A 26,414-nucleotide genomic window follows, 5' to 3' on the forward strand; every position below is an offset into this window, starting at 1 on the left:
CATGCGCAACCTGATCCTCGGCGGTGCCCGCTCCGGCAAGAGCCGCCTGGCCGAACAGCTGGCCGTGGCCAGCGGCCTGCCGGTCACCTACATCGCCACCAGCCAGCCGCTCGATGGCGAGATGAACGAACGCGTGCAGTTGCATCGCCAGCGCCGACCCAGCGAATGGGGGTTGGTCGAGGAACCCCTGGCCCTGGCCTCGGTGCTGCACGCACAAGCGGATATCGGGCGTTGCCTGCTGGTGGATTGCCTGACCCTGTGGCTGACCAACCTGTTGATGCTCGAAGACGACCAGCGCCTGGCCCATGAGCGCGACGCACTGCTCGACTGCCTGCAAACGCTGCCCGGCACCCTCATCCTGGTCAGCAACGAAACCGGCCTGGGCGTAGTGCCTATGGGCGAGCTGACCCGCCGCTATGTCGACCTGGCCGGCTGGCTGCACCAGGCCGTGGCCGAGCGCTGCGAGCGCGTGGTGCTGACGGTCGCCGGCCTTCCCCTCATGCTCAAAGGACCTGCCCTATGACCCAACCCTGGTGGAGCGCCCCCTGCCAACCGTTCGATACCGCCGCCATGGAGCAGGCCCGTGCCCGCCAACGACAGTTGACCAAGCCTGCGGGCTCGCTTGGCCAACTGGAGGGCTTGGCCTTGCACTTGGCCGGCTTGCAGGGCTGCGAGCGGCCATCCGTCGAGCAGGTCTGCATCGCGATCTTCGCGGGTGATCATGGTGTGGTGGAGGAGGGGGTTTCGGCCTATCCCCAAGCCGTGACGGGGCAGATGCTGCACAATTTCGTCGGTGGGGGCGCGGCGATCAGCGTGCTGGCGCGCGAGCTGGGGGCCAGCCTGGAAGTGATCGACCTGGGCACCATCGATCTTGGCCTGGCGCTGCCAGGTGTGCATCACCTGCGCCTGGGCGCCGGTACCGCCAACTTCGCCCGCCAGCCCGCGATGACCGGCGTACAGTTGCAGGCCGCCCTCGGTGCCGGGCGTGACAGCGCCCTGCGTGCAGCCGGGCAAGGTGCCCGGTTGTTCATCGGTGGCGAGATGGGCATCGGCAACACCACCGCCGCCGCCGCCGTGGCCAGTACCCTGCTTGGCTGTCAGGCCCGTGAGCTGAGTGGCCCGGGCACCGGCCTGGACCCGGTCGGCGTGCGCCACAAGGCCGAGGTGATCGAGCGTGCCCTGGTGTTGCACGGGCTGCGCGCCGACGACCCGCTGCAGGCGTTGGGCTGTGTCGGCGGCTTCGAGATCGCCGCCCTGGCAGGGGCCTACCTGGCATGCGCACAGCAGGGGGTGGCCGTGCTCGTGGATGGCTTCATCTGCAGCGTCGCTGCCCTGGTGGCTGTGCGTCTGAACCCGCAGTGCCGCCCCTGGCTGCTGTTCGCCCACCAGGGCGCGGAACCGGGCCACCGGGCCGTGCTCGAAGCCCTGGAGGCGAGCCCGCTGTTGGCCCTGGGCCTGCGCCTGGGCGAAGGCAGCGGCGCCGCGCTGGCGGTCCCGTTGATGCGCCTGGCCTGCGCCCTGCACGGGCAGATGGCGACCTTTGCCGAGGCCGCGGTGGCGGATCGCCCGGCATGATCATCGACCTGCTGCGCCACGGTGAGACCGAACAGGGGGGCGGCCTGCGCGGCAGCCTGGACGATGACCTGACCGAGCGCGGCTGGGCACAGATGCACGCGGCGGTGGCCCAGGCCGGCCCTTGGGATGCCCTGGTCAGCTCGCCATTGCGCCGCTGTGCCCGGTTCGCCGAGCAGCTCGGTGACCGGCTGGCACTGCCGGTGCAGTGCGAGGCAGGTGTCCGTGAGCTGCACTTCGGTGACTGGGAAGGGCGCAGCGCCGCGCAGATCATGCAGGACCAGGCCGATGCGTTGGGCCGCTTCTGGGCCGACCCTTATGCCTTCACGCCGCCCAACGGTGAACCAGTGGGTGACTTCGCCGAGCGGGTGCTGACGACCATGGAACGCCTTGGTCGCCAGCATGCCGGCAAGCGCGTGCTGCTGATCACCCATGGTGGCGTGATGCGCCTGCTGCTGGCACAGGCCCGAGGCTTGCCGCACGAGCAACTGTTGCAGGTGGAGGTCGGGCACGGGGCGCTGGTGCGCCTTGCCCTGGCGGCCGATGGTCAGCTGCGCGAGGAGGCCTGATATGACGCCATTCTGGATCGCCCTGCAATTTCTCAGCAGCCTGCCTGTGCGCCTGCCGGGCATGCCGGAGCCCCGGCAGATAGGCCGTTCGCTGCTCTATTACCCGCTGGTCGGTCTGCTGTTCGGCGTGGTGCTATGGCTGGCCAGCCACCTGTTGCAAGGCATTGCCGCGCCTCTGAACGCGGCCTTGCTGTTGACGCTGTGGGTGATGCTCAGCGGTGCCTTGCACCTGGATGGCCTGGCCGACAGTGCCGATGCCTGGCTGGGCGGTTTCGGCGATCGCGAGCGTACCCTGCGAATCATGAAGGACCCACGCAGCGGCCCGATCGCCGTGGTCACGCTGGTGCTGGTCCTGTTGTTGAAGTTCTGTGCACTGTGGGTGCTAGTGGAGCAGGGCGCCGGTGCATCGCTGGTGCTGGCGCCGGTGGTAGGTCGGGCGGCGTTGCTGGGGTTGTTCATGAGCACCCCTTACGTACGCCCGGGTGGGCTGGGGCAGGCATTGGCCGATCACCTGCCGAAAGCGGCCGCGGCCTGGGTGCTGGCGGGTACCTCGCTGGCTGCGGTGTTGCTCGGCGGGTGGCAGGTGTTCGGGGTGTTGCTGCTGGCGGTGTTGGTCTTCGCCTGGGGACGGCGGCTGATGTGTCGGCGGCTAGGAGGCACGACGGGAGATACGGCGGGGGCCTTGCTGGAGTTGGTGGAGCTGGCGGTGGTGCTTGGGTTGGCATTGTTCAGCCGGTGAAGAGGGTGTTGGGGCGTCGAAGTATCGCCGTAGCCGTTTCGACACTACCTTCTTAAACGCAGGCACCCTGCAACTTCCCGCAACGTACCTGAACGGTTTCCCAGCCAAGGCAGGCGTATGCTCACGGGCTTCTCAACCGACCAGGGAGCCTTCGCATGCGCCACTGGATACTCGCCGGCGCCCTCGCGCTGACCAGCCTGCCCAGCGTGGCAGCCGACCTCATCGATTTCTGGGACACACCACGTCACGGCGGCAACAGCTTCAACCGACTCCCGCCTGACCAGGCGTACTTCGAGGCGCTCAAAGGCTATGGCGCCACCTGGGTTCGGCTGTCCTACGACAAATGGCAGCCCGAGCGGCGCGACTTCCTGATAGGCAATGCCGATGCCTACAAGGGCCTCATGCCTGCCGACCTGGCGCAGCTCAAGGCCACCCTGGACAATGCCCACGCCGCCGGGCTCAAGGTCGTGATCGCACCGCTTTCGCTGCCTGGCATGCGCTGGTCGCAGAATAACCAGGGCACGTTCGACGACCGCCTCTGGCAAGACAAGGCCTATTGGGCCCAGGCCGCCGAGTTCTGGCGCGACCTGGCCCTCGCGCTCAAGGGCCATCCAGCCGTGGCGGCCTACAACCTGATCAACGAACCCGCGCCGGAAAAGCAGGGCGGCCTGGCCGAACACGCCAAGCCTGAACGCATGCGCCAGTGGTATGCCCAGGCGCAAGGCAGTGCGCGCGACCTGCCTGCGTTCTATCGCCAGGTGGTGGCGGCCATCCGTGAGGTCGACGCCGTCACCCCGGTCATGCTCAATGCCGGTTGGTACGCCGCCGCCGACGCCTTCGGCTACTGGCCGGCGCCGCTGCAGGATGCCCGGGTGCTCTACAGCCTGCATATGTACGAGCCCTATCAAGTCACCAGTGCGCCGAACATGGCCCGCAAGCAACCGATACCCTATCCGGGGCCTGCGCCTTTCGGCGGCAAGCGTGAGCTATGGGGGGCCGAACGTGTGGCCGAGTACCTGCAGCAACCCTTGGCCTGGGTGGATGCCATGGCGATCCCGCGGTCGCGCCTGGTGGTGGGCGAGTTCGGCTGCATGCGCCAGCTCGCGGGGTGCAAGCAGTACCTGGAGGATGTGCTCACTGTCCTGGACCAGAACAAGCTGCACTGGGCCTTCTACAGTTTTCGCGAGGACAACTGGGACGGCATGGACTACGAGCTGGGGTCGGCCAAGGTGCCCTGGCGCTACTGGCAGGCTATCGACAAGGGCGAGCCGGACCCGCTGGCGCGGCAGGCCACGGCTGAATTCGAACCGATCCGCCGACGGCTGGCACGCTGATCGGTCGCGCGAAATTTCTTGCAACATACAAGGTGCGGGTATATACACGGATTCATGTTGACCAGTGAATGCATCTGTACCCATCTGCGCCGCGCTGCCCGTGGGGTGAGCCGGCACTACGACGAGGCCCTTGTGGGTTTCGGCGTCAATGTCGCGCAGTTTTCCCTGCTTCGTCATCTACAGCGGCTCGACCGGCCAAGTATCACCACCCTGGCCGAGGCCATGGGCCTGGACCGCAGCACCCTGGGGCGAAACCTGCGGGTGCTGGAGGCCGAAGGGTGGGTGGCCCTGGCCGATGGCGATGACCAGCGCAACCGCCTGGTGTTGCTGACCGCTGCAGGCAAGGCTTTGCTGCAGGCCGCGCATCCTGCCTGGGAGCAGGCCCAGCGTGAGCTTGTGGAGCGCTTGGGGGAAGGGCAGCGGGATATGTTGGTGCGGCTATTGGAACGTTTGGCGTAAAGCCCTTCGATTAAAAGCGGGTATATACCCGTATAACCTTGCGATGTGCTGGAGATAACCACAATGACTTCGGTATGGCGAACCAGCGGGTGGGTATTGTTGGGCGCGGCGCTGATCCTGGCGCTGTCCCTGGGGGTGCGGCACGGCTTCGGCCTGTTCCTGGCGCCGATGAGCGCCGAGTTCGGCTGGGGGCGTGAGGTATTCGCCTTCGCTATTGCCTTGCAGAACTTGATCTGGGGCCTGGCCCAGCCCTTTGCCGGCGCCTTGGCAGACCGCCTGGGAGCGGCCAGGGTGGTGATCGTCGGTGGCCTTCTCTACACCGCAGGGCTGATCCTGATGGGCATGGCCGACTCGGCCTGGTCGCTGTCGCTCAGTGCCGGGCTGTTGATCGGCATCGGGCTGTCCGGCACCTCTTTCTCGGTCCTGCTCGGGGTCGTGGGGCGTGCGGTGCCGCCGGAAAAGCGCAGCCTGGCCATGGGTATCGCCAGTGCCGCTGGCTCGTTCGGCCAGTTCGCCATGCTGCCGGGCACCCTCGGCCTGATTCAGTGGCTGGGCTGGTCGGCGGCCTTGCTCGTGCTGGGGTTGCTGGTGGCGCTGATCGTGCCATTTGTGGGCATGCTGAAAGACCGCCCGTTGCCCAGCCATGGCACCGAACAGAGCCTTGGCCAGGCCTTGCACGAAGCCTGTTCGCATCCGGGTTTCTGGCTGCTGGCCCTGGGTTTCTTCGTCTGTGGCTTTCAGGTGGTGTTCATCGGCGTGCACCTGCCAGCCTACCTGGTGGACCAGCACTTGCCGGCCACCACCGGCACTACCGTGCTGGCGCTGGTCGGGCTATTCAACATCGTCGGCACCTACACAGCCGGTTGGCTGGGCGGGCGCATGTCCAAGCCGCGCCTGCTCACAGGGTTGTACCTGTTGCGGGCGGTAGTGATCGTGCTGTTCCTGTGGGCGCCGGTGACCCAGGCCAGTGCCTACCTGTTCGGCATCGCCATGGGCCTGCTGTGGCTGTCCACGGTACCCCTGACCAACGGCACCGTGGCCACGGTGTTCGGAGTACGCAATCTATCCATGCTCGGCGGCATCGTCTTCCTGTTCCACCAGCTGGGGGCCTTCCTCGGGGGTTGGCTGGGCGGCGTGGTGTATGACCGCACCGGCAGCTATGAGCTGGTCTGGCAGATCTCGATCCTGCTCAGCCTGATGGCCGCGGCCCTCAGCTGGCCGGTGCGCGAGCGCCCGGTCGCGCGCCTGCAGGCCCAGGCCGCATGAGCCGTTCATGGGGGCGCTGGCTGCTGGCGGCGGGGGCGCTGCTGGTGCTGGCATTGGCCTGGTGGGGCTGGCACGAGGGCGGGCTGGCGTTGATGCAGTTGGGCATAGGCGCCTGTTAGGCGCTACCCTGCAAGGCAAGGATTTCACTTTGCAGGAGTACCGAACGATGCATGTACGCTGGCTTGCCTTCCCGTTGTTGGCCCTGGCCGCTGCCACCTCGAGCTGGGCGGCGGACTGCCCGGCGTTGTTGCAGGGCAGCCTGCCCGAGCTGCGCGGCAAGGAACAGATCGATTTGTGCCAGCGCTTCGCCGGCAAGCCCTTGGTGGTGGTGAACACCGCGAGCTATTGCGGCTTCGCCCCGCAGTTCGAAGGGTTGGAGGCAACCTACAAGCAATACCACGGCCAAGGCCTGGAGATGCTCGGCGTGCCGTCGAACGATTTCAAGCAGGAAGATGCCGACAGCGAGAAGACCGCCAAGGTCTGCTATGCCAACTACGGCGTCACCTTCACCATGACCAAGGCCCAGGCGGTGCGGGGCAAGGATGCGGTGCCGCTGTTCAGCGAGCTGGCGCGTCAGAGCAGTGCGCCGAAATGGAATTTCTACAAATACGTGGTGGATCGCCGGGGCAAGGTGATCGCCAATTTCTCCAGCCTGACCAAGCCTGACGACCCGGCGTTCCAGGCGGCGATCGAAAAAGCCATCGCCTCCCAGCCTTGAGCCTCAGTGCGGGTTCACCGTCAGCGCCACCAGGCGCATGACGATGGGGCGCACCATCAGCACGCAGATGAACGCCACCGGCATTGCCAGTTGGTAGGCCTTGAAGACTTTCATCAGGTAATCGGTGCCGATGCCGGCGCTGGCGGCGGTGATCACGAAACACATCAGCAGGGCCATGATCGCCGACATATAGAAGGCGAATACGTAAGGAGTGGCCGCAGGGTGCAGCTTGCGGCGGGAGGTAGATATTTCGCCCATGGAAGCTCCTGGTCGAGTAAAGGGAGGCGCAGGTTAGCAATGGCGGGGCAGGGCCTGTAGACCCGCTGGGCTGAGTTCTTTATAAAGAATTACTTACGAATCCATTGGGCTCGACATGGACCTGCTCAACGCCATCCGCTGCTTCATCAAGGTCGCCGAAGCCGGCAGCATCGCCGGCGGCGCCCGTGCGTTGGGGCTCAGCCCCGCGGCCGCAAGCCAGACCCTGGCGCGCCTGGAAGCCCACCTGCACGTCCGTCTGGTCTCGCGGACCACCCGCAGCCTGGCGTTGACGTCAGCTGGCAAGCTCTATTACGACAAGGTCCGGCATGTCGAACGTGACCTCGCCCTGGCTGAGCAGGCCGTGACCACGCCGCAGAGCGAACCCCAGGGCCGCTTGTGCATCGCCTCCACCTCGGCCTTCGGGCGGCATGTGCTGGCGCCGCTGATCCCAGGCTTCTGCGCTCGTCATCCGTTGCTTTCAATAGAATTGGTAACGACTGACCGTAGGGTCAATCACGCTCGGGAAGATGTGGATGTGAGCCTGCGAATCACGCCGCAGTTGGAGGACAACCTGCTGGCTCGGCATATCGCACGTATTCCCTTCATCTGCTGTGCATCGCCTGGCTATCTGCGCAGTGCTGGGTTACCCGCCACGCCCGAGGCGCTGCGCGACCACCGTTGCCTGGTGTTCCGCTACCCGGTGGATGGGCGCTTCCTGCGGTGGGGCTTCATGCGTGACGGGCTACGCTTCGAGGCCGAGTTCGGCAGTGTGCTGATCAGCGACGATATCGACGTTTTGACCCAGATGGCCCTCAACGATGGCGGCATCACCCGCCTGGCGGAATTCATCGTCAGACCGCATCTGGCAGCCGGTCGCCTGGTGCCGTTGTTCGAGCCCGGTGAAGCCGGGCATGCCTATGCCCAGACCGAGCCGATGGATATCTACCTGTGCGTGGCCGACCGCTTTGCATTGACGGCCAAGGTGCGGGCGTTCATGGCGTATTTGCAGGAGGCGTTGGGGGAGCGGTGGCGGGTGCAGGCGTAATCAGGGCCGCTACGCGCCCCATCGCGGCACAAGGTGATCCTACAGGGCGTGCCCAATTCCTGTAGGAGCGGCCTTGTGCCGCGATGGGGCGCGTAGCGGCCCCGATCATTCAAGCGATCAGAAGCGGTAGGTCAGAGAAGCGCCAAGACCATGTGCGCTGTTCTCGTACTTGGCTTGGTAAGAGCCTTTGCTGGCGCTGACTTGGTTGACCTTGGTGTCTTCTTCCCACAGGTAGGAATACGCCAGGTCGATGGTCATGTCGTCGTTCGGGCTCCAGCCGGCGCCGAAGCTCACAGCCTTGCGATCACCGGTCGGAATACGCGGCGAACGGTCGTGGTTGTTGGTCGGCGACTGGTCGACCGAGAAGCCTGCGCGCAGGGTCCACTCCTTGTTCACCTTGTAGGACGCGCCGATGGCGTGTGCCCAGGTGTCATGCCAGTTCTGCTCTTCGGTGATGGTATCGAACGGCGAGCCGGTCAACGGTGGTGGAACGTCGTTCTCCACGGTGATGTTTTCCAGGCGGCTCCAGCGGGTCCAGGTACTGCCCGCGTAGAGGGTCCACTGGTCGTTCAGCTCGTGGGTAATCGAGAGGTCGACGGATTCCGGTGTCTTGATCTTCAGACTGGCGTCGAACTTGCTGCCATCGTAAGGGCCGATCAGCGGCGTGCTGACACGGGTCTTGCCCTCGAGCTTGTAGTCCACCATCGAATGGTAGGTCAGGCCAACACGGGTTCGGTCCGTGGCCTGGACCAGCACACCGATGTTGTAGCCGACAGCGGTGTCGTCGCCCTTGATCTTGACTTCGCCATCGTTGGCGCCGGGTGTGAACGGGTTGATCAGGCTGGAGCCCAGTTCGCCCTTGATGCGGTTGATGGTCGGGCCGAAACCGATCGACACCTTGTCGTTGAAGGCATAGCTGACGGTCGGCTGGAAGGTGATGACTTCGACGTGGCTCTTCTTGCCCCAGTAGCGTGCAGCGTCATCGCTGCCATAGTCGGTGACCAGGCCGAATGGCACGTAAACACCGAAACCTACGCTCCAGTGATCATCGATTGGTTTGACGTAGTAGCCCATCGGCACACCCACGGTCGGCACCATGTCGCCGTCGGTTTCCCCACCCAGGTTGCTCCCAGGGCCGGAAATATCGGTTTTGGCGATGACCGCTGCGCCCCCAACGGTGATCTGCTCGCGCTTGAGGCGTGACATGCCGGCAGGGTTGCCGAATACAGTGCTGGCATCCTCGGCAGAAGACGAACGCCCTGCGAAACCGGTCCCCATGCCGCTGACACTTTGTTCGTTGAGGGCGAAGCCCGCGGCGAACAGTTGGCTGGATGCGAGGGCGACGGCTACACCGAGGGAGGTTTTGAGCATTGCTTTTTTCATTATTGTGAAACTCCTTGGGATCTCCGGGGCGAAAAGCTACCAACAAATCACGCGCGGCGCTATAGCGGTAATCGCAGCAGTTCACGCAGTTTTGTAGGACAATCAGACCAAAATTCCCTTTTTTCCGGTTATTTGTAAGACGCGTCTTAAGATGCCTGGGATAAAATCGGATCCACACACAAATGCCAGGCTTGGGTGAAGTCCCGCAGGCGCCCTTGGGGGTGGAAGATCTGTCGCCAGACCCGCGCCAGGCCCAACAGGTCGTTCGGCGCCGGTAGTGGCATGGCCTGCTCTTCGATGAGCATCCAGGCGATAGCCGTGGAATAACGCAGGTTGACCGCGAGCTCCAGGTGCGGCCCGCGCAGAAAGGCGTGTTGGCTGGCCAGGCCGCGGACCAGGCTGGCAAGGTCCGGGTCGCGTGCCAGGAAGTCGTCCCAGAGCGCCTGGTGGCGGGTTTCGCCTATTAGATAGAGACCATGGCCCCGTCGGTCGTGCAGCGCTGAACCCAACGCCGATTGGCTGGCTGCAACGCCCAGCAGCAAGGCCTCGGCGCTTTGGCTGTGACGGCCCAGGTAGAGCAGGGTCGGACGGATCACATACTGACACAACTCTTTAGCCGCGATACCCATGGTGCCCTCGATCAGTTAAGGGCCGACGGGCACTGGAGCTTGGCAGCTGGTGAATTGATCAGGCCCGCCGGAAGCGGCTCGCACCGCTCGAGTTGAAGTGTAGTGTGATAATCGTGATGTAAAGGGCTGTTTTTAAATCGATTGCTGCCCGTCGCCCTGGCGCATATGCCTTGAAGCAATTACGCCAAGAACGATCAGGAAGCGAAGGGAAGGGGCTATCGTGCGCCTGGATGCGCCGGAATAGGCCGCTCACGCGGCCAGCGACTGGCGGGTCCGTTCGATGACAGCCTGCAGCGGGGCGACGCGGCTGTATTGTTCCGGGTACAGGCGTTCGGTGTGGCAGGCGATGCCATGTTCGTCGACCAGGGTGAAGCTGAAGTTGCCCTTGTGGGGGGCGACGATAACGCATTTCAACGGCGCGAAGGCCTGGGACAAGGTGCCGATAGCGGCTTGGATCTGATGATGGGTATTCATATTGTTGGATGTTCCTGCTTTAAACACGGATTTCGATCCGTGCATTTTAGAAACGTTCCAGTGACGCCTTTATTAAGGGACGAAGAACCTGACTGGAACAGGGCAGCCAGATGAGGCGCAAGCAAATGTGGGCGCTGGGCTGACTGGTAGGTACTTCAGAAGGCGGGCAGGCACGCCAGGGCCAAGGTTCAATGCCTCTGGGTGAAGGTCCCGATCAATCTGTCGCGTGATTCGTGCTGGGGCAGGTTTGCTGCCGAGTGAATCATCGAGGGGGCCGGTCCTGGTTTCAGCAATGGCTCGTGTGGGGCGAGAGGCACTGCAAGGACATATTGGCCAGAATTGACTTTCAGCTGGGTACTAACGATGCGCACCCTACAGGAAAGAACGCTGCCTGGCAAGCAATTTAGGTTTTGCCAGGCGAGCCGAGCAGTATGGCCTTTATTCGCAGTGCTGTGAAGTGGGGCGGTTCTGCGGTCGGCTTCGACGATCTTGCGGTTTTCCTATCCAACTGGATGCCCCTGGCGTACTTGTACACACGATGAGTGTGACTTGTAACGGTTTGGCAACGTGCGGCGGCGAGCTCGCCAATGCCTTGACTGAATCCTTAAGTCAATGAAAAAAAACACTAATTTTTACTGGTGAAAAAATCGTCAGTTTGACCGAAAGCCCCATTCCATCGGGGTTTGAAGACGTGTCGGGGCGGTTGTCCACTGAGTTATCCACAGCTTCTGTGGATTGTCCCGAGCGCTTGCTCTAGGACGGGCGTGCCAGCTGTTTTTGAATTGTCCGACGATCAGTCATCCGAGCTCGGCAAGGGGTCCATCGAGCGAAAACGTCAAGAAAAGATCATCGAAATTTTTTTTTACATCTTTAGGATTTGGCCGGGCCATGAACAAAAAAATGCAGTACAGTGCGCGCCTTTCGAATTGCCTTCGCTGTTGCTCATGAAGTTTCGCGGTAAACCCCTCGCAAGCCCCGCTGCACATTCGACAGTGCCTCCCTCCAAGCGCTTTTCCCTGAAGGTGGCCCTTTGGCTGCTCGACAGCCCGCGCCTGGGCGACAAGCCCAGCGTCAAGCACCTGGCCGGCCGCCTGCTCAAGCAGCCCGCGCGCCAGGGCGTGGTGGTCGCCCAGAGCCGGCTGGGTCTGATGCTTTGCCGCGACTGTGGCAATGCCCGCGACCGGCGCATCGGCCACGAACTGCTGCGCCAGGCTGCACGGTCGGGCGACCGTCGTGCCCAGCTGGAGTTTGCGCGGCTGTGCCAGCACAGTGAGCCGGAGCAGGCCCGTTACTGGCTGGAACTGGCGGCGGGGCAGGGCTCGCAGGAAGCGCGGCGGTTGCTCAAACAGCTGAGCTGAAGCAGCGTCGGTGAACTCCACCAACACATCCCCCAAGCCCCTCACCTGATAAGCTGCACAGCATTATCGAACACCGACCGGAGTCGCTATGGCAGTGGATCTTGCCAGTATCCTGCTGGGCCTCGTGGCCGCAGCCATACCTTGCCTGGGCTGGGCCGTGCAACTGCAGCGGCGCCTGTCTGCCCGGCAATCGGAACTGGCGCTGCTCGAAGAGCGCCTTGGCAGTGCCCAGCTCGCCCAGGAAGGCCTGCAGGCGCAGCTGGACGCCAGCCGCGACGAAATCAGCGACCTGAGCGAAGCCAATGTGCTCAAGCAGACCACCCTGGCGGCCCAGGCCCGCGAACTGGAACTGTTGCAGATCGACCGCGACAACGCTCGCGATGCCGCCCACGCCTGGCAGCTGGAGCGGGCCAACCGCGAGGCCGAACTGCGCCGCCTGGAAGCCCAGGCCGCCCGCCTGGAAGCCGAGCTGCGCGAACAGCAGGAAAGCCACCAGCAACGCCTCGAAGACCTGCAGCAAGCCCGCGACACCTTGCGTGCCCAGTTCGCCGAAATGGCCACCAAGATCTTCGATGAACGCGAACAGCGCTTCGCCCAGACCAGCCAGCAGCACCTGGGCCAGTTGCTCGACCCGCTCAAGGAGCGCATCCAGGCCTTCGAAAAGCGCGTGGAGGAAAGCTACCAGCAGGAAGCCCGCGAACGCTTCTCCCTGGGCAAGGAGCTCGAGCGCCTGCAGCAGTTGAACCTGCGCCTGTCCGACGAAGCCACCAACCTGACCCAGGCACTCAAGGGCCAGAAGACCCAGGGCAACTGGGGCGAGCTGATCCTGGAGCGGGTGCTGGAGCATGCGGGCCTGGAAAAGGGCCGCGAGTACCAGACCCAGGTCAGCCTCAAGAGCGCCGACGGCGAGCGCTACCAGCCCGACGTACTGATCATGCTGCCAGGCGACAAGCAGGTGGTGGTCGATGCCAAGGTCAGCCTGACCGCCTATCAGCAATTTGTCGGCGACCCCAACACCGAGAGCGCCCAGGCGGCCCTCAAGCAGCACGTGCAGTCGCTGCGCAGCCATGTCAAAGGCTTGTCCAGCAAGGACTACAACCGCCTCGATGGCCTGCACAGCCTGGATTTCGTCCTGCTCTTCGTGCCCATCGAAGCGGCGTTCTCCGCCGCCCTGCAGGCCGAGCCGAACCTGTTCCAGGAGGCCTTCGACCGGCAGATCGTCATCGTCAGCCCCACCACCTTGCTGGCCACCTTGCGGGTCATCGACAGCCTGTGGAAGCAGGAGCGTCAAAGCCAGAACGCCCGGGAAATCGCCGAGCGCGCCGGGTGGCTGTACGACAAGTTCGTGCTGTTCATCCAGGACCTGGACGAACTGGGCAGCCGCCTGCAGCAGGTGGACAAGGCCTATGCCGCAGCGCGCAACAAGCTCTGCGAAGGGCGCGGCAACCTGGTCAGCCGCAGCGAGCAGCTCAAGCTGCTGGGTGCCCGGGCCAGCAAGAGCCTGCCGGGCGACTTGCTCGAGCGGGCCCTTGCCGATGGGGTGATGGCCGACGAAGCGCTTACTGAACCAGGCTCAGATGGCGGTTGAGCAATGCACGCAGGGCTGCCGGCTTGACGGGTTTGGCCAGGTAGTCGAGGCCTGCGGCATGGACCAGTGCGATGGTCTCGTTGCGCCCGTCGGCACTGATCACCACGCCAGGCACCGGCTCGCCCAGGCGGGTGCGTAGCCAGGCCATCAGGCCGGTACCGGTCTCGCCGTCGTCCAGGTGGTAGTCCACCAGCGCCAGGTGCGGGCGCATGCCCTTGCCCAGCAGCGCCTCGCATTCCTCGCGGTTGCGCGCGGTCCAGACCCGGCAGCCCCAGCGGCCGAGCAGGCTGTTCATGCCCACAAGAATGCTGTCTTCGTTGTCGACGCACAGCACCTGCAGCCCGGCCAGTGGTTGGCTGGCCTGTTCCACCGGCGCCTTGGCCGGGGCGACGGCACTGCGGGCGATCGGCACGCTGACACGAAACACGCTGCCCTTGCCGGGCCAGGAACGCACCTCCAGCGGGTGGCCGAGCACCCGGCACAGGCCGTCGGCGATGGCCAGGCCCAGGCCCAGGCCTTTCTCGGCACGGGTCTGGTGGCTGTCCAGGCGCTTGAACTCTTGGAAGATCACCTGCAGCTTGTCGTCGGCGATGCCTGGGCCGCGGTCCCACACCTCCAGCCACAGGCGCTCGCCCTGGCGGCGTACGCCCAGCAGGATCGGGCTCTTGCCATAGCGCAGGGCGTTGGTCAGGAAGTTCTGCAGCACCCGGCGCAGCAGTTTCATGTCGCTGTCGACCCGCAACCGGCTGCCGCGCAGGCGGAATTCCAGGCCCTTTTCCGCGGCCAGCACCTTGAACTCGGTGCCCAGGGTATCGAACAGCTCGCTGAGGGCGAACGGTTTCGGGTCGGGAGTGACCTTGCCGTTCTCCAGGCGCGAGATATCCAGCAGATCGCTGATCAGTTCCTCGGCGGAGCGCAGCGAACTGTCCATATGCTGCACCAGTTGCCGGGCCTCGTCGGTCATGCCCTCGTCCTGTTGCGCCAGCGCGGCGGAGAACAGCCGCGCGGCATTGAGCGGCTGCATCAGGTCGTGGCTGACCGCGGCCAGGAAGCGGGTCTTGGATTGGCTGACGGCCTCGGCCTGGCTCTTGGCCTCCGACAGCGCCTGGTTGAGCTGGGACAACTCGTGGGTGCGCTCGGCGACCCGCTGTTCCAGCCCCTCGTTGGCATCCTTGAGTGCCTGTTCGGCCTCGCGGAACGGGGTGATGTCGGTGAAACTCATGACGAACCCACCACCGGGCATGGGGTTGCCGATCAGCTCGATGACCCGGCCGTTGGGGAACAGCCGCTCGGAGGTGTGCGCGCGGCCTTGGCGCATCCAGTGCAGGCGCCGGGCCACATGGACCTGGGCTTCACCGGGGCCGCACAGGCCACGTTCGGCGTTGTAGCGGATGATGTCGGCGATCGGTCGGCCGACGCTGATCAGCCCGTCGGGGTAGTTGAACAGCTCCAGGTAGCGACGGTTCCAGGCTACCAGGTGCAGGTTCTGGTCCACCACGCTGATACCCTGGTTGATGTTCTCGATGGCCCCCTGCAGCAAGGCACGGTTGAACTGCAGCACCTCGCTGGCTTCGTCGGCGATGCGCACCACGTCTTCGAGCTGCATCTCGCGGCCTTCGATGGCCGCCTTGACCACCGCGCGGGTCGAGGAGGTGCCGAGCACGCCGGCGAGCAGGCGCTCGGTGTGTTCGATCCAGTCGCCGTCGGCGTTCTGGTTGGGGTTGAAACCCTTGCCCTGGCGATAGGCGAAGCGGATGAAGCTCTGCCGAGCGCGCTCTTCACCGACGAAGCGCGCGGCCAGCTTGAGCAGGTCGTCGATCTGCACGGCCAGCAGCGAGCGGCTGCTGGGCCGGGCGCTGCTCTGCTGGCCGATGAAGCGGCCGGCCTGCCAGTGCTCCGATACCCGCGTGCGAGAAAGGATCGAGACCCAGGCGAAGAGGATGAAGTTGCCCGCCAGCGATAGCACCACCCCTTGGGTCAGCGGCGTGATGGGCAGGTCCAGCGGGTTGCCATGCAGCCAGGCCAGCCCCGGGAACAGTTGCAGCGACCAGCCCAGGCTACGGGCGGCAATGGGCAGCACCAGCGTGTAGAACCATAGGAAGATCCCCGCTGCCAGGCCCGCGAACACGCCGCGGCGGTTGGCCTGCTTCCAGTAGAGCGCGCCGAGCATCGCCGGGGTCAGCTGGGTGACGGCGGCGAAGGCGATCTGGCCGATGGTCGCCAGGCTGGCGGTGGAGCCAAGCAGGCGATAGCTGACATAGGCGAGCAGCAGGATGACCACGATGGTCACCCGCCGTACCGAAAGCATCCAGTGGCGGAACGCCTCGAACGGCCGCTCGGCGTTGTTGCGCCGCAGCAGCCAGGGCAGCAGCATGTCGTTGGAGACCATGGTCGACAGCGCCACCGCCTCGACGATGACCATGCCGGTGGCTGCCGAGGCGCCGCCGATGAAGGCCAGCAACGCCAGGCTCGGGTGGGCCTCGGCCAGCGGCAGGCTGATCACGAAGGAGTCGGAGATCACCGTGCCGGGCAACAGCATCTGCCCAGCCAGGGCGATCGGTACCACGAACAGGGCAGCCAGCGCCAGGTACAGCGGGAATACCCAGCGTGCCAGGCGCATGTCCTGGGGTTCGATGTTCTCTACCACCGTCACGTGGAACTGGCGTGGCAGGCAGATGATCGCCATCATCGCCACGGCGGTCTGCACCACCATCGACGGCCAGTTGACCGTCTCCTGCCAGTAGCTTTCCAGGTGCACCGAGTGGCGCGCCTGGTTGAACAGGTCGTCGAAGCCATCGTACAGGTTGAACACCACGAAGGCGCCCACGGCGAGAAATGCCAGTAGCTTGACCAATGATTCGAAGGCGATGGCCAGGACCATGCCACGGTGGTGCTCGGTGACGTCCAGGCTGCGGGTGCCGAAGACGATGGCGAACAGGGCCAGCACCAGCGAGACGACCAGCGCGGTGTCCTGCACCCGGGTGCCTGTGGCGTCGGCGTTGGCGCCGATCAGCAGGTTGACGCCCAGCACGATACCCTTGAGCTGCAGGGCGATGTACGGCAAAACCCCGACCAGGCAGATCAGCGCCACCACCACCGCCAGGGATTGCGACTTGCCGTAGCGGGCGGCGATGAAGTCAGCGATCGAGGTGATGTTCTCCTGCTTGCTGATCAGCACCATCTTCTGCACCACCCAGGGTGCGAAGACCAGCAACAGCACCGGCCCCAGGTAGATCGGCAGGAAGGCCCACAGCTGTTCGGCGGCCTGGCCGACCGCGCCGAAGAAGGTCCAGCTGGTGCAGTACACGGCCAGCGACAGGCTGTAGACCCACGCGCGCAGGCGCGGCGGCAGCGGCGTGCTGCGGCGGTCGCCGTAGAAGGCGATGGCGAACATGATGGCCATATAGGCCAGGGCGACCACGGCGATCAGCCCGCTGGACAACGACATGCAAACTCCGGAGCAAAAAAGAAAACGCGGTCCCGATCAATCAGTCTGGCACGGCCACTGGGGTTCGTCAGCGCCGACAATGGTCGCAGTGGCAGGACGTCGCACGCCCGTATCGGCCCGATCGCGGGTCAAGCCCGCCGCGGTAGGCCCGCACCGGCACGCTCAAGGCCTGCGTGTACCCAGCCAATAGAACACCCCCGCCAGTATCACCGACATCACCAGCAGGTAGAAGGTCGCCGCCGGCACCCACTGCCCCAGGGCAAAGCCGACGATCGCCGGCCCCAATCCCGCCCCCAGGTTGGACAGGTTCTGCGCGCCATAATAGACACCCCGCAGATGCTCCGGCGCGATCAGGTCGATGAACATGTATTCGGCTGGGATCACGATGATCTCGCCGAGGGTGAACACCACCATCGCCAGGCACCAGGCCAGGGCGGAGCCGGCCACGGAAAACCCCAGCAAGCCGAGGATGAACAGCGCCATGCCGGCCAGCAGCCAAGGCATCAGGCGCTGGCGGTCGATGCGTCGGCCGATCAGGTACTGGAGCCCGATCACCGTGACGGCGTTGGTGGTGATCAGGTAGCCCACCAGCCGCGCCGCCTCCTTGGCGTTGGTGGTCACCACCAGGTACTGGGACAGGTAGGCGCCGAACTGGCCGAACACCACGGCGCTCAGCATCCCGCCCACGGTGAAGCAGATCAACCGGCGATCACTTACCAGACGCAGGGCGACCTCGGTGAACCCGGCGTTGTGCTGGGCGTTCTCACCGACCTGCAGGCGCCGGTCGCCCAAACCGTGATAGAGCCCGCCCATGCCCAGGCCGATCAGTGCGGAAACCAGGAAGGGCAGGTAGGCACCTTGTTCGAACAGGGCCACCCCCAGCAGGGGGCCGACCGCGTAGGCGATATTGTTCAAGGTGTATTTGATGGCGAACACCTCGGCACGCTCGGCCACCGGCAGCAAGGCGCAGAAGCCCGACTTCACGGCGATGTCGACCACCGCCAGGGCCAGGTTGATCATCACCAGGCAGAAGAAGAACAGCGCGGCCGAGCGGCTGGCGATCGCCCCGACGAAGGCCAGGGTGAATACCGAGATGGCGCCTAGCAACAAGGTATGGTTGCGCACGGTGTCGACCAGGTGGCCGCCGTACAGGCTCAGCAACGAGGCGAGGATCACGGCGCTGCCGACCAGCAAGCCGATGGGGCCGACCGCCAATTGGAAGGTATCGGCCAGGTACACCACCAGATAGGGCAGGGTGATTGCCCGGGCGAAGGTCAGGACGGTCGCGGTCGCCAGCAGCAGGCGCACGGAGCGGGGGTAGCGTTTGAGGGCGGCGAGCATCGGACATCCTTGTGGTCGGGGTGGTGCCGGAGTCCAAGCATAGGAGCGTGCGTGAACAATGTCGTGGTATCCCTTGAGCACCCATGGACGCGGGGCTGCCTCATGCCGAAACAGTTACGGGTTGCCAGCCAGGCTCATTCCCATGCAGATTTGTGGCTTCTCGCGCAGTACGTGCCTCCAATTGAAAAGCCCAACCAGGTACACGGACGATGAGCCACCCCTCGCAATTCACCCTGCTCGGCAAGCGGCGCTTCTTGCCGTTCTTCATCACCCAGTCGCTGGGCGCCTTCAACGATAACCTGTTCAAGCAGTCGCTGATCCTGGCGATCCTCTACAAGCTGAGCCTGGAAGGCGACCGCTCGATCTGGGTCAACCTGTGCGCACTGTTGTTCATCCTGCCGTTCTTCCTGTTCTCGGCGCTGGCCGGGCAGTTCGGCGAGAAGTTCGCCAAGGATGCGCTGATCCGTGTGATCAAGCTGGCCGAGATCGTCATCATGGCCGTCGGCGCCACGGGTTTCGTCACCGGCCATCTGCCGTTGATGCTGCTGGCCTTGTTCGCCATGGGCACCCACTCGGCGCTGTTCGGCCCGGTGAAGTACTCGATCCTGCCCCAGGCCCTGCGGGAAGAGGAACTGGTCGGCGGTAACGGCCTGGTGGAGATGGGCACCTTCCTGGCGATCCTGGCCGGGACTATCGGTGCCGGCGTGATGATGTCCTCCACGCACTACGCCACGGTGGCCGCCACCGGCGTGATGGTCACCGCGGTGCTCGGCTACCTGGCCAGCCGCTGGATCCCCCGGGCTGCCGCAGCCGCGCCGCAGATGAAACTGGACTGGAACATTTTCAAGCAATCCTGGGCCACCCTGCGCCTGGGCCTGGGGCAGACCCCGGCGGTGTCCCGCTCGATCGTCGGCAACTCCTGGTTCTGGTTCGTCGGCGCCATCTACCTGACCCAGATCCCGGCCTATGCCAAGGACTGGCTGCACGGCGACGAAACCGTGGTGACCCTGGTGCTGACCCTGTTCTCGGTGGGCATCGCCCTGGGTTCGCTGCTCTGCGAACGCCTAAGCGGGCGCAAGGTGGAGATCGGCCTGGTGCCGTTCGGCTCCTTCGGCCTGACGCTGTTCGGCCTGCTCTGGTGGTGGCACTCCGGCGATGTGCCGGTGGGCGCCGTGCCTCATGACTGGCTGGCGCTGCTGGGTATGGGCCAGGCCTGGTGGATCCTGCTCTCGATCGTCGGCCTGGGCGTGTTCGGCGGCTTCTACATCGTGCCGCTGTATGCCTTGATCCAGGCGCGCACCCCTGAAGACCAGCGGGCCCGGGTGATCGCCGCCAACAACATCCTCAATGCCTTGTTCATGGTGGTTTCGGCCATCGTCACCATCGTCCTGTTGAGCCTGGCCGAGCTGAGCATCCCACAGCTGTTCCTGGTGGTGTCGCTGCTCAACATCGCGGTCAACGCCTACATCTTCCGCATCGTGCCCGAGTTCACCATGCGCTTCATGATCTGGCTGCTCAGCCACTCCATGTACCGCGTGGAGCATCGCGACCTGGAGCGCATCCCCGACCAAGGTGCGGCGTTGCTGGTGTGCAACCACGTGTCGTTCGTCGATGCGCTGCTGATCGGTGGTGCCATTCGCCGGCCGATACGTTTCGTCATGTACTACAAGATCTACAACCTGCCGGTGCTCAACTTCGTCTTCCGCACTGCCGGGGCCATCCCTATCGCCGGGCGTGGCGAGGACGAAGCCACCTACGAACGCGCCTTCGCCCGTATCGCCCAGTACCTGGCCGGTGGCGAGCTGGTGTGCATCTTCCCCGAAGGCAAGCTCAGTGCCGATGGAGAAATCGATGTGTTCAAGGGTGGGGTGAGCCGCATCCTGCAGGAAACCCCGGTACCGGTGATTCCGCTGGCGTTGCAGGGGCTTTGGGGCAGTTTCTTCAGTCGCGACCCGAACAAGGGGTTCTTCAAGCGTCTGTGGTCGAGGGTGACCCTGGTGGCTGGCGCCGCCGTCCCGGTGGACGCGGCGCAGCCCGAGGCGCTGCGCGAGAAGGTCTGTGCCCTGCGCGGCGACGTGCGTTGAGAAGGGAAGGGGTGAAGGTCAGCTGGTGCTGACCTTCAGGCCAACCAGGCCGGCCACGATCAGCGCGACGCTGGCCAGGCGCATGAACGCCATGGATTCGCCGAACAGGATGATCCCGGCGATCACTGTGCCCACGGCGCCGACGCCAGTCCAGACCGCATAGGCGGTACCCAGTGGCAGTTCCTTCATGGCCAGGCCCAGCAGGCCCAGGCTCACGGCCATGGCGGCCACGGTCAAGGCAGTGGGGAGGGGGCGGGTGAAACCGTCGGTGTACTTGAGGCCTACGGCCCAGCCCACTTCGAACAGGCCGGCGAAGAACAGGATGATCCAGGACATGATGAGTCTCCATCGTTGCTAAGGATGGGGCCGTCCCCGGAATGGTCACGCGCTGCGTCGTGAGGCCGTCCTCACAGTGCGCACTATACTGCACATTTTGCTGAAGGTCGGCAAGCGTGTAGTCGTTACCTGGGCCCACGCAATCGCGGGACAAGCCCACTCTCACAGGAGATGGAGAGGCCCTGTGGGAGCGGGCTTGTCCCGCGATTGCGCCGGTGAGGCGACCGCTCTCTCAGACCCCCTGCGGAATCTCCTCGCCTCCCAGTGCCTCGAAGAGCGCCGGCAGGAATTCGGTGAAGGTCATCATCATCAGGGTGAAGCTGGCATCGAACTGCTGCTGGGCTTCCTCGCCGCCGTCCTGTTCGGCCTGCTCCTGCAGCAGCTCCTCGAACTTCAGGCGCTTGATCACGGTCTTGTCGTCGAGCACGAACGACAGCTTGTCCTGCCAGGCCAGGGCCAGCTGGGTGACCACCTTGCCGGTGCCCAGGTGTAGCTGGATCTCTTCACTGGCCAGGTCCTGGCGCTTGCAGCGCACGATGCCGCCGTCTTCATGGGTGTCGCGCAGCTCGCACTCATCCAGGACGAAGAAGTCGGCGGCCGGCTCCTGGGTCTTGACCCAGTCGGTCATGGTCGCGCTCGGGGCGGTCTTGACCGTGACCGGGCGCACCGGCAGCGAGCCCATCACTTCACGCAGGGTCGACAGCAGGTCCTCGGCACGCTTGGCGCTGGCCGAGTTGACCAGGATCAGACCCAGGCGCGGGGCGATGGCGGCGAAGATCATCGAACGGCGGATGAAGGCGCGGGGCAGGAACGCCTGGATGATCTCGTCCTTGATCTGGTCGCGTTCCTTTTTATAGACCTTGCGCATCTGCTCGGTCTCGATTTCTTCGACCTTCTCCTTGACCGCATCGTTGACCACGCTGCTGGGCAGGATGCGTTCCTCCTTGCGTGCGGCGATCAGCAGGAAGTCACCGCTGACGTGCACCAAGGGAGCATCCTCGCCCTTGCCGAACGGGGCGACGAAACCATAGGTGGTCAGCTCCTGGCTGGCGCAGGGGCGGGCTGGCTTGCTGGCCAGGGCGGCTTCCAGTGCCTCGGGCTCGAACGGGACGTCCTGGGTCAGGCGGTAGGTCAGCAGGTTCTTGAACCACATGAGGGGGAATCTCTCCTTAATGCATAAGGCGGGCATTATTCTCCGAGGGGTGGTCGCAGGCCAACCCTGTCAGAGCGCCACCAGCGACTTAATTCAGGAGAAAAGCGCTGCTGCGCTAGGTCTTTGAAAGGCCTGAAAAAATTTTTTAAAAAAGTGCTTGCCAGGGTGGCAGGTCCTCCGTAGAATGCGCGCCACACCGAGACGTTGGGTGATTAGCTCAGCCGGGAGAGCATCTGCCTTACAAGCAGAGGGTCGGCGGTTCGATCCCGTCATCACCCACCACTTCTCGATGTTTAGCGCAGCGGTAGTTCAGTCGGTTAGAATACCGGCCTGTCACGCCGGGGGTCGCGGGTTCGAGTCCCGTCCGCTGCGCCATATTCCAGCTTCCAGGGCCCACTGAACACCCGGAAGCCACAAAGAAAGCGACCTTAGGGTCGCTTTTTTTGTTTCTGCTACGGCGAACCCACTCACGTGCCACCGATTGGTGCGAGCCCAACGGTTGGGTGCTATTTCTGTGCTGGCCGAATCGCGGGGCAAGCCCGCTCCTACTGTTTCTGTTCCCTCAAAGACACTGAAGACCCTGTGGGGTGGGCTGATACCTGCGCTTGGCCCAGTAATTGCTGATGCTCCTGCATCCAGGCCATCAACGCCGATGGCCTCCACGACAAAGGCGCCGTGCTGCTCCTCCTGCTTCTGCAGGGCGGGGCGGCCGGCGCCTTTTTTCGTTCATGCGGCCAGGAGATCGACCGATGAGCAGCAGCGAAGTGCGCAGTGTGTGCCCGTATTGCGGGGTAGGGTGTGGCATCGTCATGACCGTGACGGACGGCAAGGTCACCAAGATCAGCGGTGACAAGCACCACCCGAGCAACTTCGGTCGCCTCTGCACCAAGGGCCAGACCGCTCATCTGCCGCTGACCGCCGCCGGGCGCATGACCCACGCGTTCATGCGCCGGCAGCGCGGTCATGAGCCCGTGCAGGGCACCCTGGACAGCGCCATCGAACAGGCCGCCGACCGTCTGCGTGAGATCATCGACACCCACGGCCCGGATGCAGTGGCGCTCTATGTGTCCGGGCAGATGTCGCTGGAGGCGCAGTACCTGGCCAACAAGTTGGCCAAGGGTTTCATCGGCACGCGGCACATCGAGTCCAATTCGCGCCTGTGCATGGCCAGCGCCAGCAGCGGCTACAAGCAGTCCCTGGGCGCCGACGGGCCACCGGGCAGCTACCAGGATTTCGAGCACGCCGAGGTGTTCCTGGTGATCGGTGCGAACATGGCCGATTGCCACCCGATCCTCTTCCTGCGCCTGCTCGACCGGCTCAAGGCCGGCGCCAGGCTGATCGTCGTCGACCCCCGGCGCAGCGCCACCGCCGACAAGGCCGACCTGTTCCTGCAGGTGCGCCCGGGTACCGACCTGGCCCTGCTCAACGGCCTGCTGCACCTGTTGCACCGCAATGGCCATACTGACGCCGACTTCATCGCTCGTCACACCGAAGGCTGGGAGGCGATGCCCGCTTTCCTCGAGGCTTACACCCCGCAGCGGGTCGCTGCCATTACCGGCCTCGCCGAGGCCGACATTCACCAGGCCGCTGACTGGATCGGCCGAGCCGGCAACTGGATGAGCTGCTGGACCATGGGCCTGAACCAGAGCATCCACGGCACTTGGCACAGCAATGCCCTGTGCAACCTGCACCTGGCCACCGGCGCCATTTGCCGCCTGGGCAGCGGCCCGTTCTCGTTGACCGGCCAACCCAATGCCATGGGCGGGCGCGAAATGGGCTACATGGGCCCCGGGTTGCCGGGCCAGCGTTCGGCGCAGGACGCCGCCGACCGGGCGTTCGTCGAACAGCAGTGGGGGCTTGCCCCGGGCAGCCTGCGCAGCGAAGGCGGCGAGGGCACCGTGGCGCTGTTCGAACAGATGAAGGCGGGGGAGGTGAAGGCTTGTTGGATCATCTGCAGCAATCCGGTGGCCAGTGTCGCCAATCGCCAGCAGGTCATCGACGGCCTGGGCCAGGCAGAGCTGGTGATCGTCCAGGATGCGTTCCTCGACACCGAGACCAACCGCTACGCCGATATCCTGTTGCCCGCTGCCCTTTGGGCCGAAGGCGAAGGGGTGATGGTCAACAGCGAGCGCAACCTGACCCTGATGCCCAAGGCGGTCGAGCCGCCCGGCCAGAGCCTGCCTGACTGGCAGATCATCGCGCGCATCGCCTGTGCCATGGGTTATGCGGATGGGTTCGACTACCCCGATGCCGAGGCGGTGTTCGACGAGCTGCGCCGCTTCTGGAACCCCACGACCGGCTACGACCTGCGCGGCATCGGCTATGCCGAGCTGCGCGAGAAACCCCGCCAATGGCCCTGCCCCCCAGGGCGCGACAATGACCGCAGCCCGTTGCGCTACCTCCATGACGGTGCCCACCGAGCATTGGTCTTCCCCACGCCCAGCGGCAAGGCACGCTTCCTCGCACGCCCCTGGCTGCCAGCGGCCGAACGGCCTGACGCGCACTTCCCGCTGGTGCTCAACACCGGGCGCGTGCAGCACCAATGGCACACCCTGACCAAGACCGGCAAGGTCGCCCGGCTGAACAAACTCGACCCGGGCCCCTTCGTCGAACTGAACCCCGAAGATGCCGCCCGCCTGGGGATCGCCGAGCACGACCAGGTGGCGATCCGCTCCCGTCGCGGCCAGGCCGTGCTGCCCGCGCGGGTCAGCGACCGGGTGCAGGTGGGCAACTGCTTCGCGCCTTTCCATTGGAACGACGTGTTCGGCGAACGACTGGCCATCAACGCGGTGACCTGCGATGCAGTCGACCCAACCTCGCTGCAACCGGCCTACAAGCATTGCGCCGTGGCCATTGAGCGGGTCGCCGGGGCGCGTATCGAGGTGCTCGAACTGAGCCCCGCTACCGAGGCACTGTCCGATGGGCCTCGCCACCACGTGCTCTGGGCCTCGCAGACCGGCAATGGCGAGACACTGGCCGAGCGCTGCGGCCAATGCCTGCGCGAGGCAGGGTTGGCCGTGGAGGTCAGCTGTATGGAAGCCGTCAGCCCGCGCCAGTTGCAGGGTGCCGCCAGTGTGGTACTGATCGCCAGCACCTTCGGCGACGGCGAAGCCCCTGCCAGTGGCGCCGCCTTCTGGCAGGCGCTGCAGGGCGAGCAAGGCAGCCACTGCGCCGAGCTGCCCTATGCGGTGCTGGCCTTGGGGGACTCCAGCTACGACCAGTTCTGCGGCTTTGGCCGCAAGCTCGATTCGCGGCTGACCGAGCTCGGCGCCCGCCGACTGTTGGCCCGGGTCGATTGCGAACCGGATTTCGATGATGCCTTCGCCGCCTGGCTCGACGCACTGCTGCCTGAGTTGGGCAAGGCACCGGTGAAGACCTCGCCTGGGCGCGTTTCCAGCGTCGCCTTCGACAAGCAGCGCCCCCTGCCGGCCAGGCTGGTGGAAAACCGCCTGCTCAATGGCCCGGGCGCCAGCAAGGAGACGCGCCAATTGGTGTTCGACCTGGGCGACAGTGGTTTCACCTACCAGGCCGGTGATGCCCTGGGCGTTTGGCCTCGCAACTGCCCGGCGCTGGTCGGGGAAATGCTGGCCCTGATGCAGCTGGACGGCCGGCTTACGGTCGAGCTCAAGGGTCACGCCCCCATGCCATTGGCCACGGCGATGGAACGGCACCTGGACATCGCCCGGGTCAGCCCTCGGCAACTGGAGGTGTTCAGCCGAGCGAGCGGCGACCTGCGGGGCATGCTGCTGCCCGAACGCAAGGCCGATCTGAGAAGCTGGCTGTGGGGGCGGCAACTGGCCGATGTGTTGCGCGAGTTCCCGCAGGCGTTGTCACTGGCGCAGTGGCTGGACCTGCTCAGGCCCTTGCAGCCTCGGTTGTACTCGATCAGCTCGAGCCCAGCCGCGCACCCCGGCCAGGTTCACCTGACCGTCTCCACGGTGCGCTACGGCACGCGCAAGGGCGTGTGCTCGACCTTCCTCGCCGACCGCGCCGAAGGGCTAGAGGTGGCGATCTTCCCCCAAGTGGCGAAGCACTTCCGCCTGCCCGAGGACGACCGCACGCCGGTGATCATGGTCGGCCCTGGCACGGGTATCGCGCCGTTCCGGGCGTTCCTCGAAGAGCGCCAGGCGCGCGGGGCGAGTGGGGGCAACTGGCTGTTCTTCGGCGAACAGCACCAAGCCTGCGATTTCTACTACCGCGACCAGTTGCTGGCCTGGCAGGCCAGCGGCCACCTGCAGCTGAGCACGGCGTTCTCCCGCGACCAGGCGAGCAAGGTCTATGTCCAGCAGCGCATGCTGGAGCAGGGGGCGCAGTTGTGGCGCTGGCTGGAGGAGGGCGCCTACTTCTACGTGTGCGGCGACGCCCTGCGCATGGCCAAGGATGTCGACGCGGCCTTGCACCAGGTCATCGCCGAGCATGGCGGCCTCGATAGCGAGGCCGCCCAGGCCTACATGGACGCCTTGAACAAAGCCGGCCGCTACCGGCGCGATGTGTACTGAGTGCCCCAGGATGAGCAGGCGTGCACTGGATTGGAGCTTTGCGTACCCCTGAGAACTGGCGTGATCCTTGTAGGAGCGGGCTTGTCCCGCGATTAGGCTGGCCCCGATATCACCGTCGTCTGGCGAGGGCTTCGCCCTTGATCGCGGGACAAGCCCGCTCC

General features: G+C 64.9%; 22 protein-coding genes and 2 tRNA genes. 16 read left to right on the forward strand and 8 right to left on the reverse strand.

Annotated features, from left to right (window positions below):
* Position 1 precedes the first annotated feature (1 nt).
* The 9 genes from cobU to K8374_RS05675 all read left to right on the forward strand — a co-directional run bounded on the left by cobU (position 2) and on the right by K8374_RS05675 (position 6,657).
* Positions 2-523 carry a bifunctional adenosylcobinamide kinase/adenosylcobinamide-phosphate guanylyltransferase gene (gene cobU / locus K8374_RS05640; RefSeq protein ID WP_224458238.1) on the forward strand — a complete coding sequence of 174 codons (522 nt, stop codon included), beginning with the start codon at positions 2-4 and terminating at the stop codon, positions 521-523.
* On the forward strand, positions 520-1,575 hold the full coding sequence (gene cobT / locus K8374_RS05645) for a nicotinate-nucleotide--dimethylbenzimidazole phosphoribosyltransferase (RefSeq protein ID WP_224458239.1): 1,056 nt from the start codon (positions 520-522) through the stop codon (positions 1,573-1,575). Before cobU ends, cobT begins: the two co-directional genes overlap by 4 nt.
* On the forward strand, positions 1,572-2,141 hold the full coding sequence (gene cobC, locus K8374_RS05650; RefSeq protein WP_224458240.1) for an alpha-ribazole phosphatase family protein: 570 nt from the start codon (positions 1,572-1,574) through the stop codon (positions 2,139-2,141). Before cobT ends, cobC begins: the two co-directional genes overlap by 4 nt.
* Position 2,142: 1 nt before the next feature.
* A complete protein-coding gene (locus tag K8374_RS05655; protein ID WP_224458241.1) occupies positions 2,143-2,880 on the forward strand; it encodes an adenosylcobinamide-GDP ribazoletransferase in 738 nt (245 codons plus the stop codon).
* 155 nt (positions 2,881-3,035) lie between these two features.
* The gene (locus K8374_RS05660) at positions 3,036-4,214 is read left to right on the forward strand and encodes a glycoside hydrolase family 5 protein (RefSeq protein ID WP_411969600.1); all 1,179 of its coding nucleotides are present in this window, start codon (positions 3,036-3,038) and stop codon (positions 4,212-4,214) included.
* A gap of 54 nt (positions 4,215-4,268) precedes the next feature.
* Complete coding sequence (locus K8374_RS05665; protein ID WP_224458242.1) at positions 4,269-4,673, forward strand: MarR family winged helix-turn-helix transcriptional regulator; 405 nt, start codon at positions 4,269-4,271, stop codon at positions 4,671-4,673.
* 63 nt (positions 4,674-4,736) lie between these two features.
* Positions 4,737-5,939: an MFS transporter gene (locus tag K8374_RS05670; protein ID WP_224458243.1), complete on the forward strand. Its 1,203-nt coding sequence runs from the start codon at positions 4,737-4,739 to the stop codon at positions 5,937-5,939.
* On the forward strand, positions 5,936-6,058 hold the full coding sequence (locus K8374_RS26215) for a hypothetical protein (RefSeq protein WP_263498522.1): 123 nt from the start codon (positions 5,936-5,938) through the stop codon (positions 6,056-6,058). Before K8374_RS05670 ends, K8374_RS26215 begins: the two co-directional genes overlap by 4 nt.
* Positions 6,059-6,105: 47 nt before the next feature.
* Positions 6,106-6,657, forward strand: coding sequence for a glutathione peroxidase (locus tag K8374_RS05675; RefSeq protein WP_224458244.1), 552 nt, complete (start codon positions 6,106-6,108; stop codon positions 6,655-6,657).
* A 3-nt stretch (positions 6,658-6,660) separates the two neighbouring features.
* Here K8374_RS05675 and K8374_RS05680 read toward each other — a convergent pair whose 3' ends face one another.
* On the reverse strand, positions 6,661-6,915 hold the full coding sequence (locus tag K8374_RS05680) for a DUF2798 domain-containing protein (RefSeq protein ID WP_224458245.1): 255 nt from the start codon (positions 6,913-6,915) through the stop codon (positions 6,661-6,663).
* A 115-nt stretch (positions 6,916-7,030) separates the two neighbouring features.
* On the opposite strand from K8374_RS05680, the gene K8374_RS05685 reads away from it, so the two are divergent.
* Positions 7,031-7,960, forward strand: coding sequence for a LysR family transcriptional regulator (locus K8374_RS05685; protein WP_224458246.1), 930 nt, complete (start codon positions 7,031-7,033; stop codon positions 7,958-7,960).
* A 117-nt stretch (positions 7,961-8,077) separates the two neighbouring features.
* Here the strand turns inward: K8374_RS05685 and K8374_RS05690 are convergent, their stop codons facing one another.
* The 3 genes from K8374_RS05690 to K8374_RS05700 all read right to left on the reverse strand — a co-directional run bounded on the left by K8374_RS05690 (position 8,078) and on the right by K8374_RS05700 (position 10,446).
* Positions 8,078-9,343: an OmpP1/FadL family transporter gene (locus tag K8374_RS05690; protein WP_224458247.1), complete on the reverse strand. Its 1,266-nt coding sequence runs from the start codon at positions 9,341-9,343 to the stop codon at positions 8,078-8,080.
* A gap of 146 nt (positions 9,344-9,489) precedes the next feature.
* The gene (locus K8374_RS05695; protein ID WP_224458248.1) at positions 9,490-9,972 is read right to left on the reverse strand and encodes a hypothetical protein; all 483 of its coding nucleotides are present in this window, start codon (positions 9,970-9,972) and stop codon (positions 9,490-9,492) included.
* 249 nt (positions 9,973-10,221) lie between these two features.
* Positions 10,222-10,446, reverse strand: a complete 225-nt coding sequence (locus K8374_RS05700) for a hypothetical protein (protein WP_224458249.1) — start codon at positions 10,444-10,446, stop codon at positions 10,222-10,224.
* 944 nt (positions 10,447-11,390) lie between these two features.
* Between K8374_RS05700 and K8374_RS05705 the strand changes: the two genes are divergently transcribed.
* Positions 11,391-11,804, forward strand: a complete 414-nt coding sequence (locus K8374_RS05705) for a tetratricopeptide repeat protein (protein ID WP_224459276.1) — start codon at positions 11,391-11,393, stop codon at positions 11,802-11,804.
* A gap of 202 nt (positions 11,805-12,006) precedes the next feature.
* Positions 12,007-13,392 carry a DNA recombination protein RmuC gene (rmuC, locus tag K8374_RS05710; protein ID WP_224459277.1) on the forward strand — a complete coding sequence of 462 codons (1,386 nt, stop codon included), beginning with the start codon at positions 12,007-12,009 and terminating at the stop codon, positions 13,390-13,392.
* On the opposite strand, the gene K8374_RS05715 is transcribed toward rmuC, so the two are convergent.
* Entirely contained in the window at positions 13,364-16,840 is a 3,477-nt protein-coding gene (locus tag K8374_RS05715; protein ID WP_224458250.1) for a PAS domain-containing hybrid sensor histidine kinase/response regulator, read from the reverse strand. The two genes, rmuC and K8374_RS05715, sit on opposite strands and share 29 nt — an antisense overlap.
* 162 nt (positions 16,841-17,002) lie before the next feature.
* Positions 17,003-18,181: an MFS transporter gene (locus K8374_RS05720; RefSeq protein ID WP_224458251.1), complete on the reverse strand. Its 1,179-nt coding sequence runs from the start codon at positions 18,179-18,181 to the stop codon at positions 17,003-17,005.
* Between the two features lie 209 nt (positions 18,182-18,390).
* Here K8374_RS05720 and K8374_RS05725 point away from each other — a divergent pair, with 209 nt between their 5' ends.
* On the forward strand, positions 18,391-20,265 hold the full coding sequence (locus K8374_RS05725; protein ID WP_224458252.1) for an MFS transporter: 1,875 nt from the start codon (positions 18,391-18,393) through the stop codon (positions 20,263-20,265).
* Positions 20,266-20,283: 18 nt separating this feature from the next.
* On the opposite strand, the gene sugE is transcribed toward K8374_RS05725, so the two are convergent.
* A complete protein-coding gene (sugE, locus tag K8374_RS05730) occupies positions 20,284-20,601 on the reverse strand; it encodes a quaternary ammonium compound efflux SMR transporter SugE (protein WP_084858651.1) in 318 nt (105 codons plus the stop codon).
* A 232-nt stretch (positions 20,602-20,833) separates the two neighbouring features.
* Positions 20,834-21,754, reverse strand: coding sequence for a recombination-associated protein RdgC (gene rdgC, locus K8374_RS05735; protein WP_084858652.1), 921 nt, complete (start codon positions 21,752-21,754; stop codon positions 20,834-20,836).
* A gap of 206 nt (positions 21,755-21,960) precedes the next feature.
* Between rdgC and K8374_RS05740 the strand changes: the two genes are divergently transcribed.
* From K8374_RS05740 to K8374_RS05750, 3 genes are all read left to right on the forward strand, one after another.
* A tRNA-Val gene (locus K8374_RS05740) sits at positions 21,961-22,036 on the forward strand.
* A gap of 16 nt (positions 22,037-22,052) precedes the next feature.
* Positions 22,053-22,129, forward strand: a tRNA-Asp gene (locus K8374_RS05745).
* A gap of 374 nt (positions 22,130-22,503) precedes the next feature.
* Positions 22,504-26,253 carry a bifunctional nitrate reductase/sulfite reductase flavoprotein subunit alpha gene (locus K8374_RS05750; protein WP_224458253.1) on the forward strand — a complete coding sequence of 1,250 codons (3,750 nt, stop codon included), beginning with the start codon at positions 22,504-22,506 and terminating at the stop codon, positions 26,251-26,253.
* Positions 26,254-26,414 lie beyond the last annotated feature (161 nt).

This window comes from Pseudomonas sp. p1(2021b) (assembly GCF_020151015.1).
Lineage (GTDB): Bacteria > Pseudomonadota > Gammaproteobacteria > Pseudomonadales > Pseudomonadaceae > Aquipseudomonas > Aquipseudomonas putida_K.

Bases quoted from the DNA above. Each gene is read 5' to 3' on its own strand.
- K8374_RS05660 (WP_411969600.1), top strand. From the start codon at position 3,036: ATGCGCCACTGGATACTCGCCGGCGCCCTCGCGCTGACCAGCCTGCCC.
- K8374_RS05705 (WP_224459276.1), top strand. From the start codon at position 11,391: ATGAAGTTTCGCGGTAAACCCCTCGCAAGCCCCGCTGCACATTCGACA.
- K8374_RS05720 (WP_224458251.1), bottom strand. From the start codon at position 18,181: ATGCTCGCCGCCCTCAAACGCTACCCCCGCTCCGTGCGCCTGCTGCTG.
- cobC (WP_224458240.1), top strand. From the start codon at position 1,572: ATGATCATCGACCTGCTGCGCCACGGTGAGACCGAACAGGGGGGCGGC.
- K8374_RS05685 (WP_224458246.1), top strand. From the start codon at position 7,031: ATGGACCTGCTCAACGCCATCCGCTGCTTCATCAAGGTCGCCGAAGCC.
- K8374_RS05695 (WP_224458248.1), bottom strand. From the start codon at position 9,972: ATGGGTATCGCGGCTAAAGAGTTGTGTCAGTATGTGATCCGTCCGACC.
- K8374_RS05700 (WP_224458249.1), bottom strand. From the start codon at position 10,446: ATGAATACCCATCATCAGATCCAAGCCGCTATCGGCACCTTGTCCCAG.
- K8374_RS05715 (WP_224458250.1), bottom strand. From the start codon at position 16,840: ATGTCGTTGTCCAGCGGGCTGATCGCCGTGGTCGCCCTGGCCTATATG.
- sugE (WP_084858651.1), bottom strand. From the start codon at position 20,601: ATGTCCTGGATCATCCTGTTCTTCGCCGGCCTGTTCGAAGTGGGCTGG.
- K8374_RS05675 (WP_224458244.1), top strand. From the start codon at position 6,106: ATGCATGTACGCTGGCTTGCCTTCCCGTTGTTGGCCCTGGCCGCTGCC.
- K8374_RS05680 (WP_224458245.1), bottom strand. From the start codon at position 6,915: ATGGGCGAAATATCTACCTCCCGCCGCAAGCTGCACCCTGCGGCCACT.
- K8374_RS05655 (WP_224458241.1), top strand. From the start codon at position 2,143: ATGACGCCATTCTGGATCGCCCTGCAATTTCTCAGCAGCCTGCCTGTG.
- K8374_RS26215 (WP_263498522.1), top strand. From the start codon at position 5,936: ATGAGCCGTTCATGGGGGCGCTGGCTGCTGGCGGCGGGGGCGCTGCTG.
- K8374_RS05665 (WP_224458242.1), top strand. From the start codon at position 4,269: ATGTTGACCAGTGAATGCATCTGTACCCATCTGCGCCGCGCTGCCCGT.
- K8374_RS05690 (WP_224458247.1), bottom strand. From the start codon at position 9,343: ATGAAAAAAGCAATGCTCAAAACCTCCCTCGGTGTAGCCGTCGCCCTC.
- K8374_RS05670 (WP_224458243.1), top strand. From the start codon at position 4,737: ATGACTTCGGTATGGCGAACCAGCGGGTGGGTATTGTTGGGCGCGGCG.
- K8374_RS05750 (WP_224458253.1), top strand. From the start codon at position 22,504: ATGAGCAGCAGCGAAGTGCGCAGTGTGTGCCCGTATTGCGGGGTAGGG.
- cobU (WP_224458238.1), top strand. From the start codon at position 2: ATGCGCAACCTGATCCTCGGCGGTGCCCGCTCCGGCAAGAGCCGCCTG.
- cobT (WP_224458239.1), top strand. From the start codon at position 520: ATGACCCAACCCTGGTGGAGCGCCCCCTGCCAACCGTTCGATACCGCC.
- K8374_RS05725 (WP_224458252.1), top strand. From the start codon at position 18,391: ATGAGCCACCCCTCGCAATTCACCCTGCTCGGCAAGCGGCGCTTCTTG.
- rdgC (WP_084858652.1), bottom strand. From the start codon at position 21,754: ATGTGGTTCAAGAACCTGCTGACCTACCGCCTGACCCAGGACGTCCCG.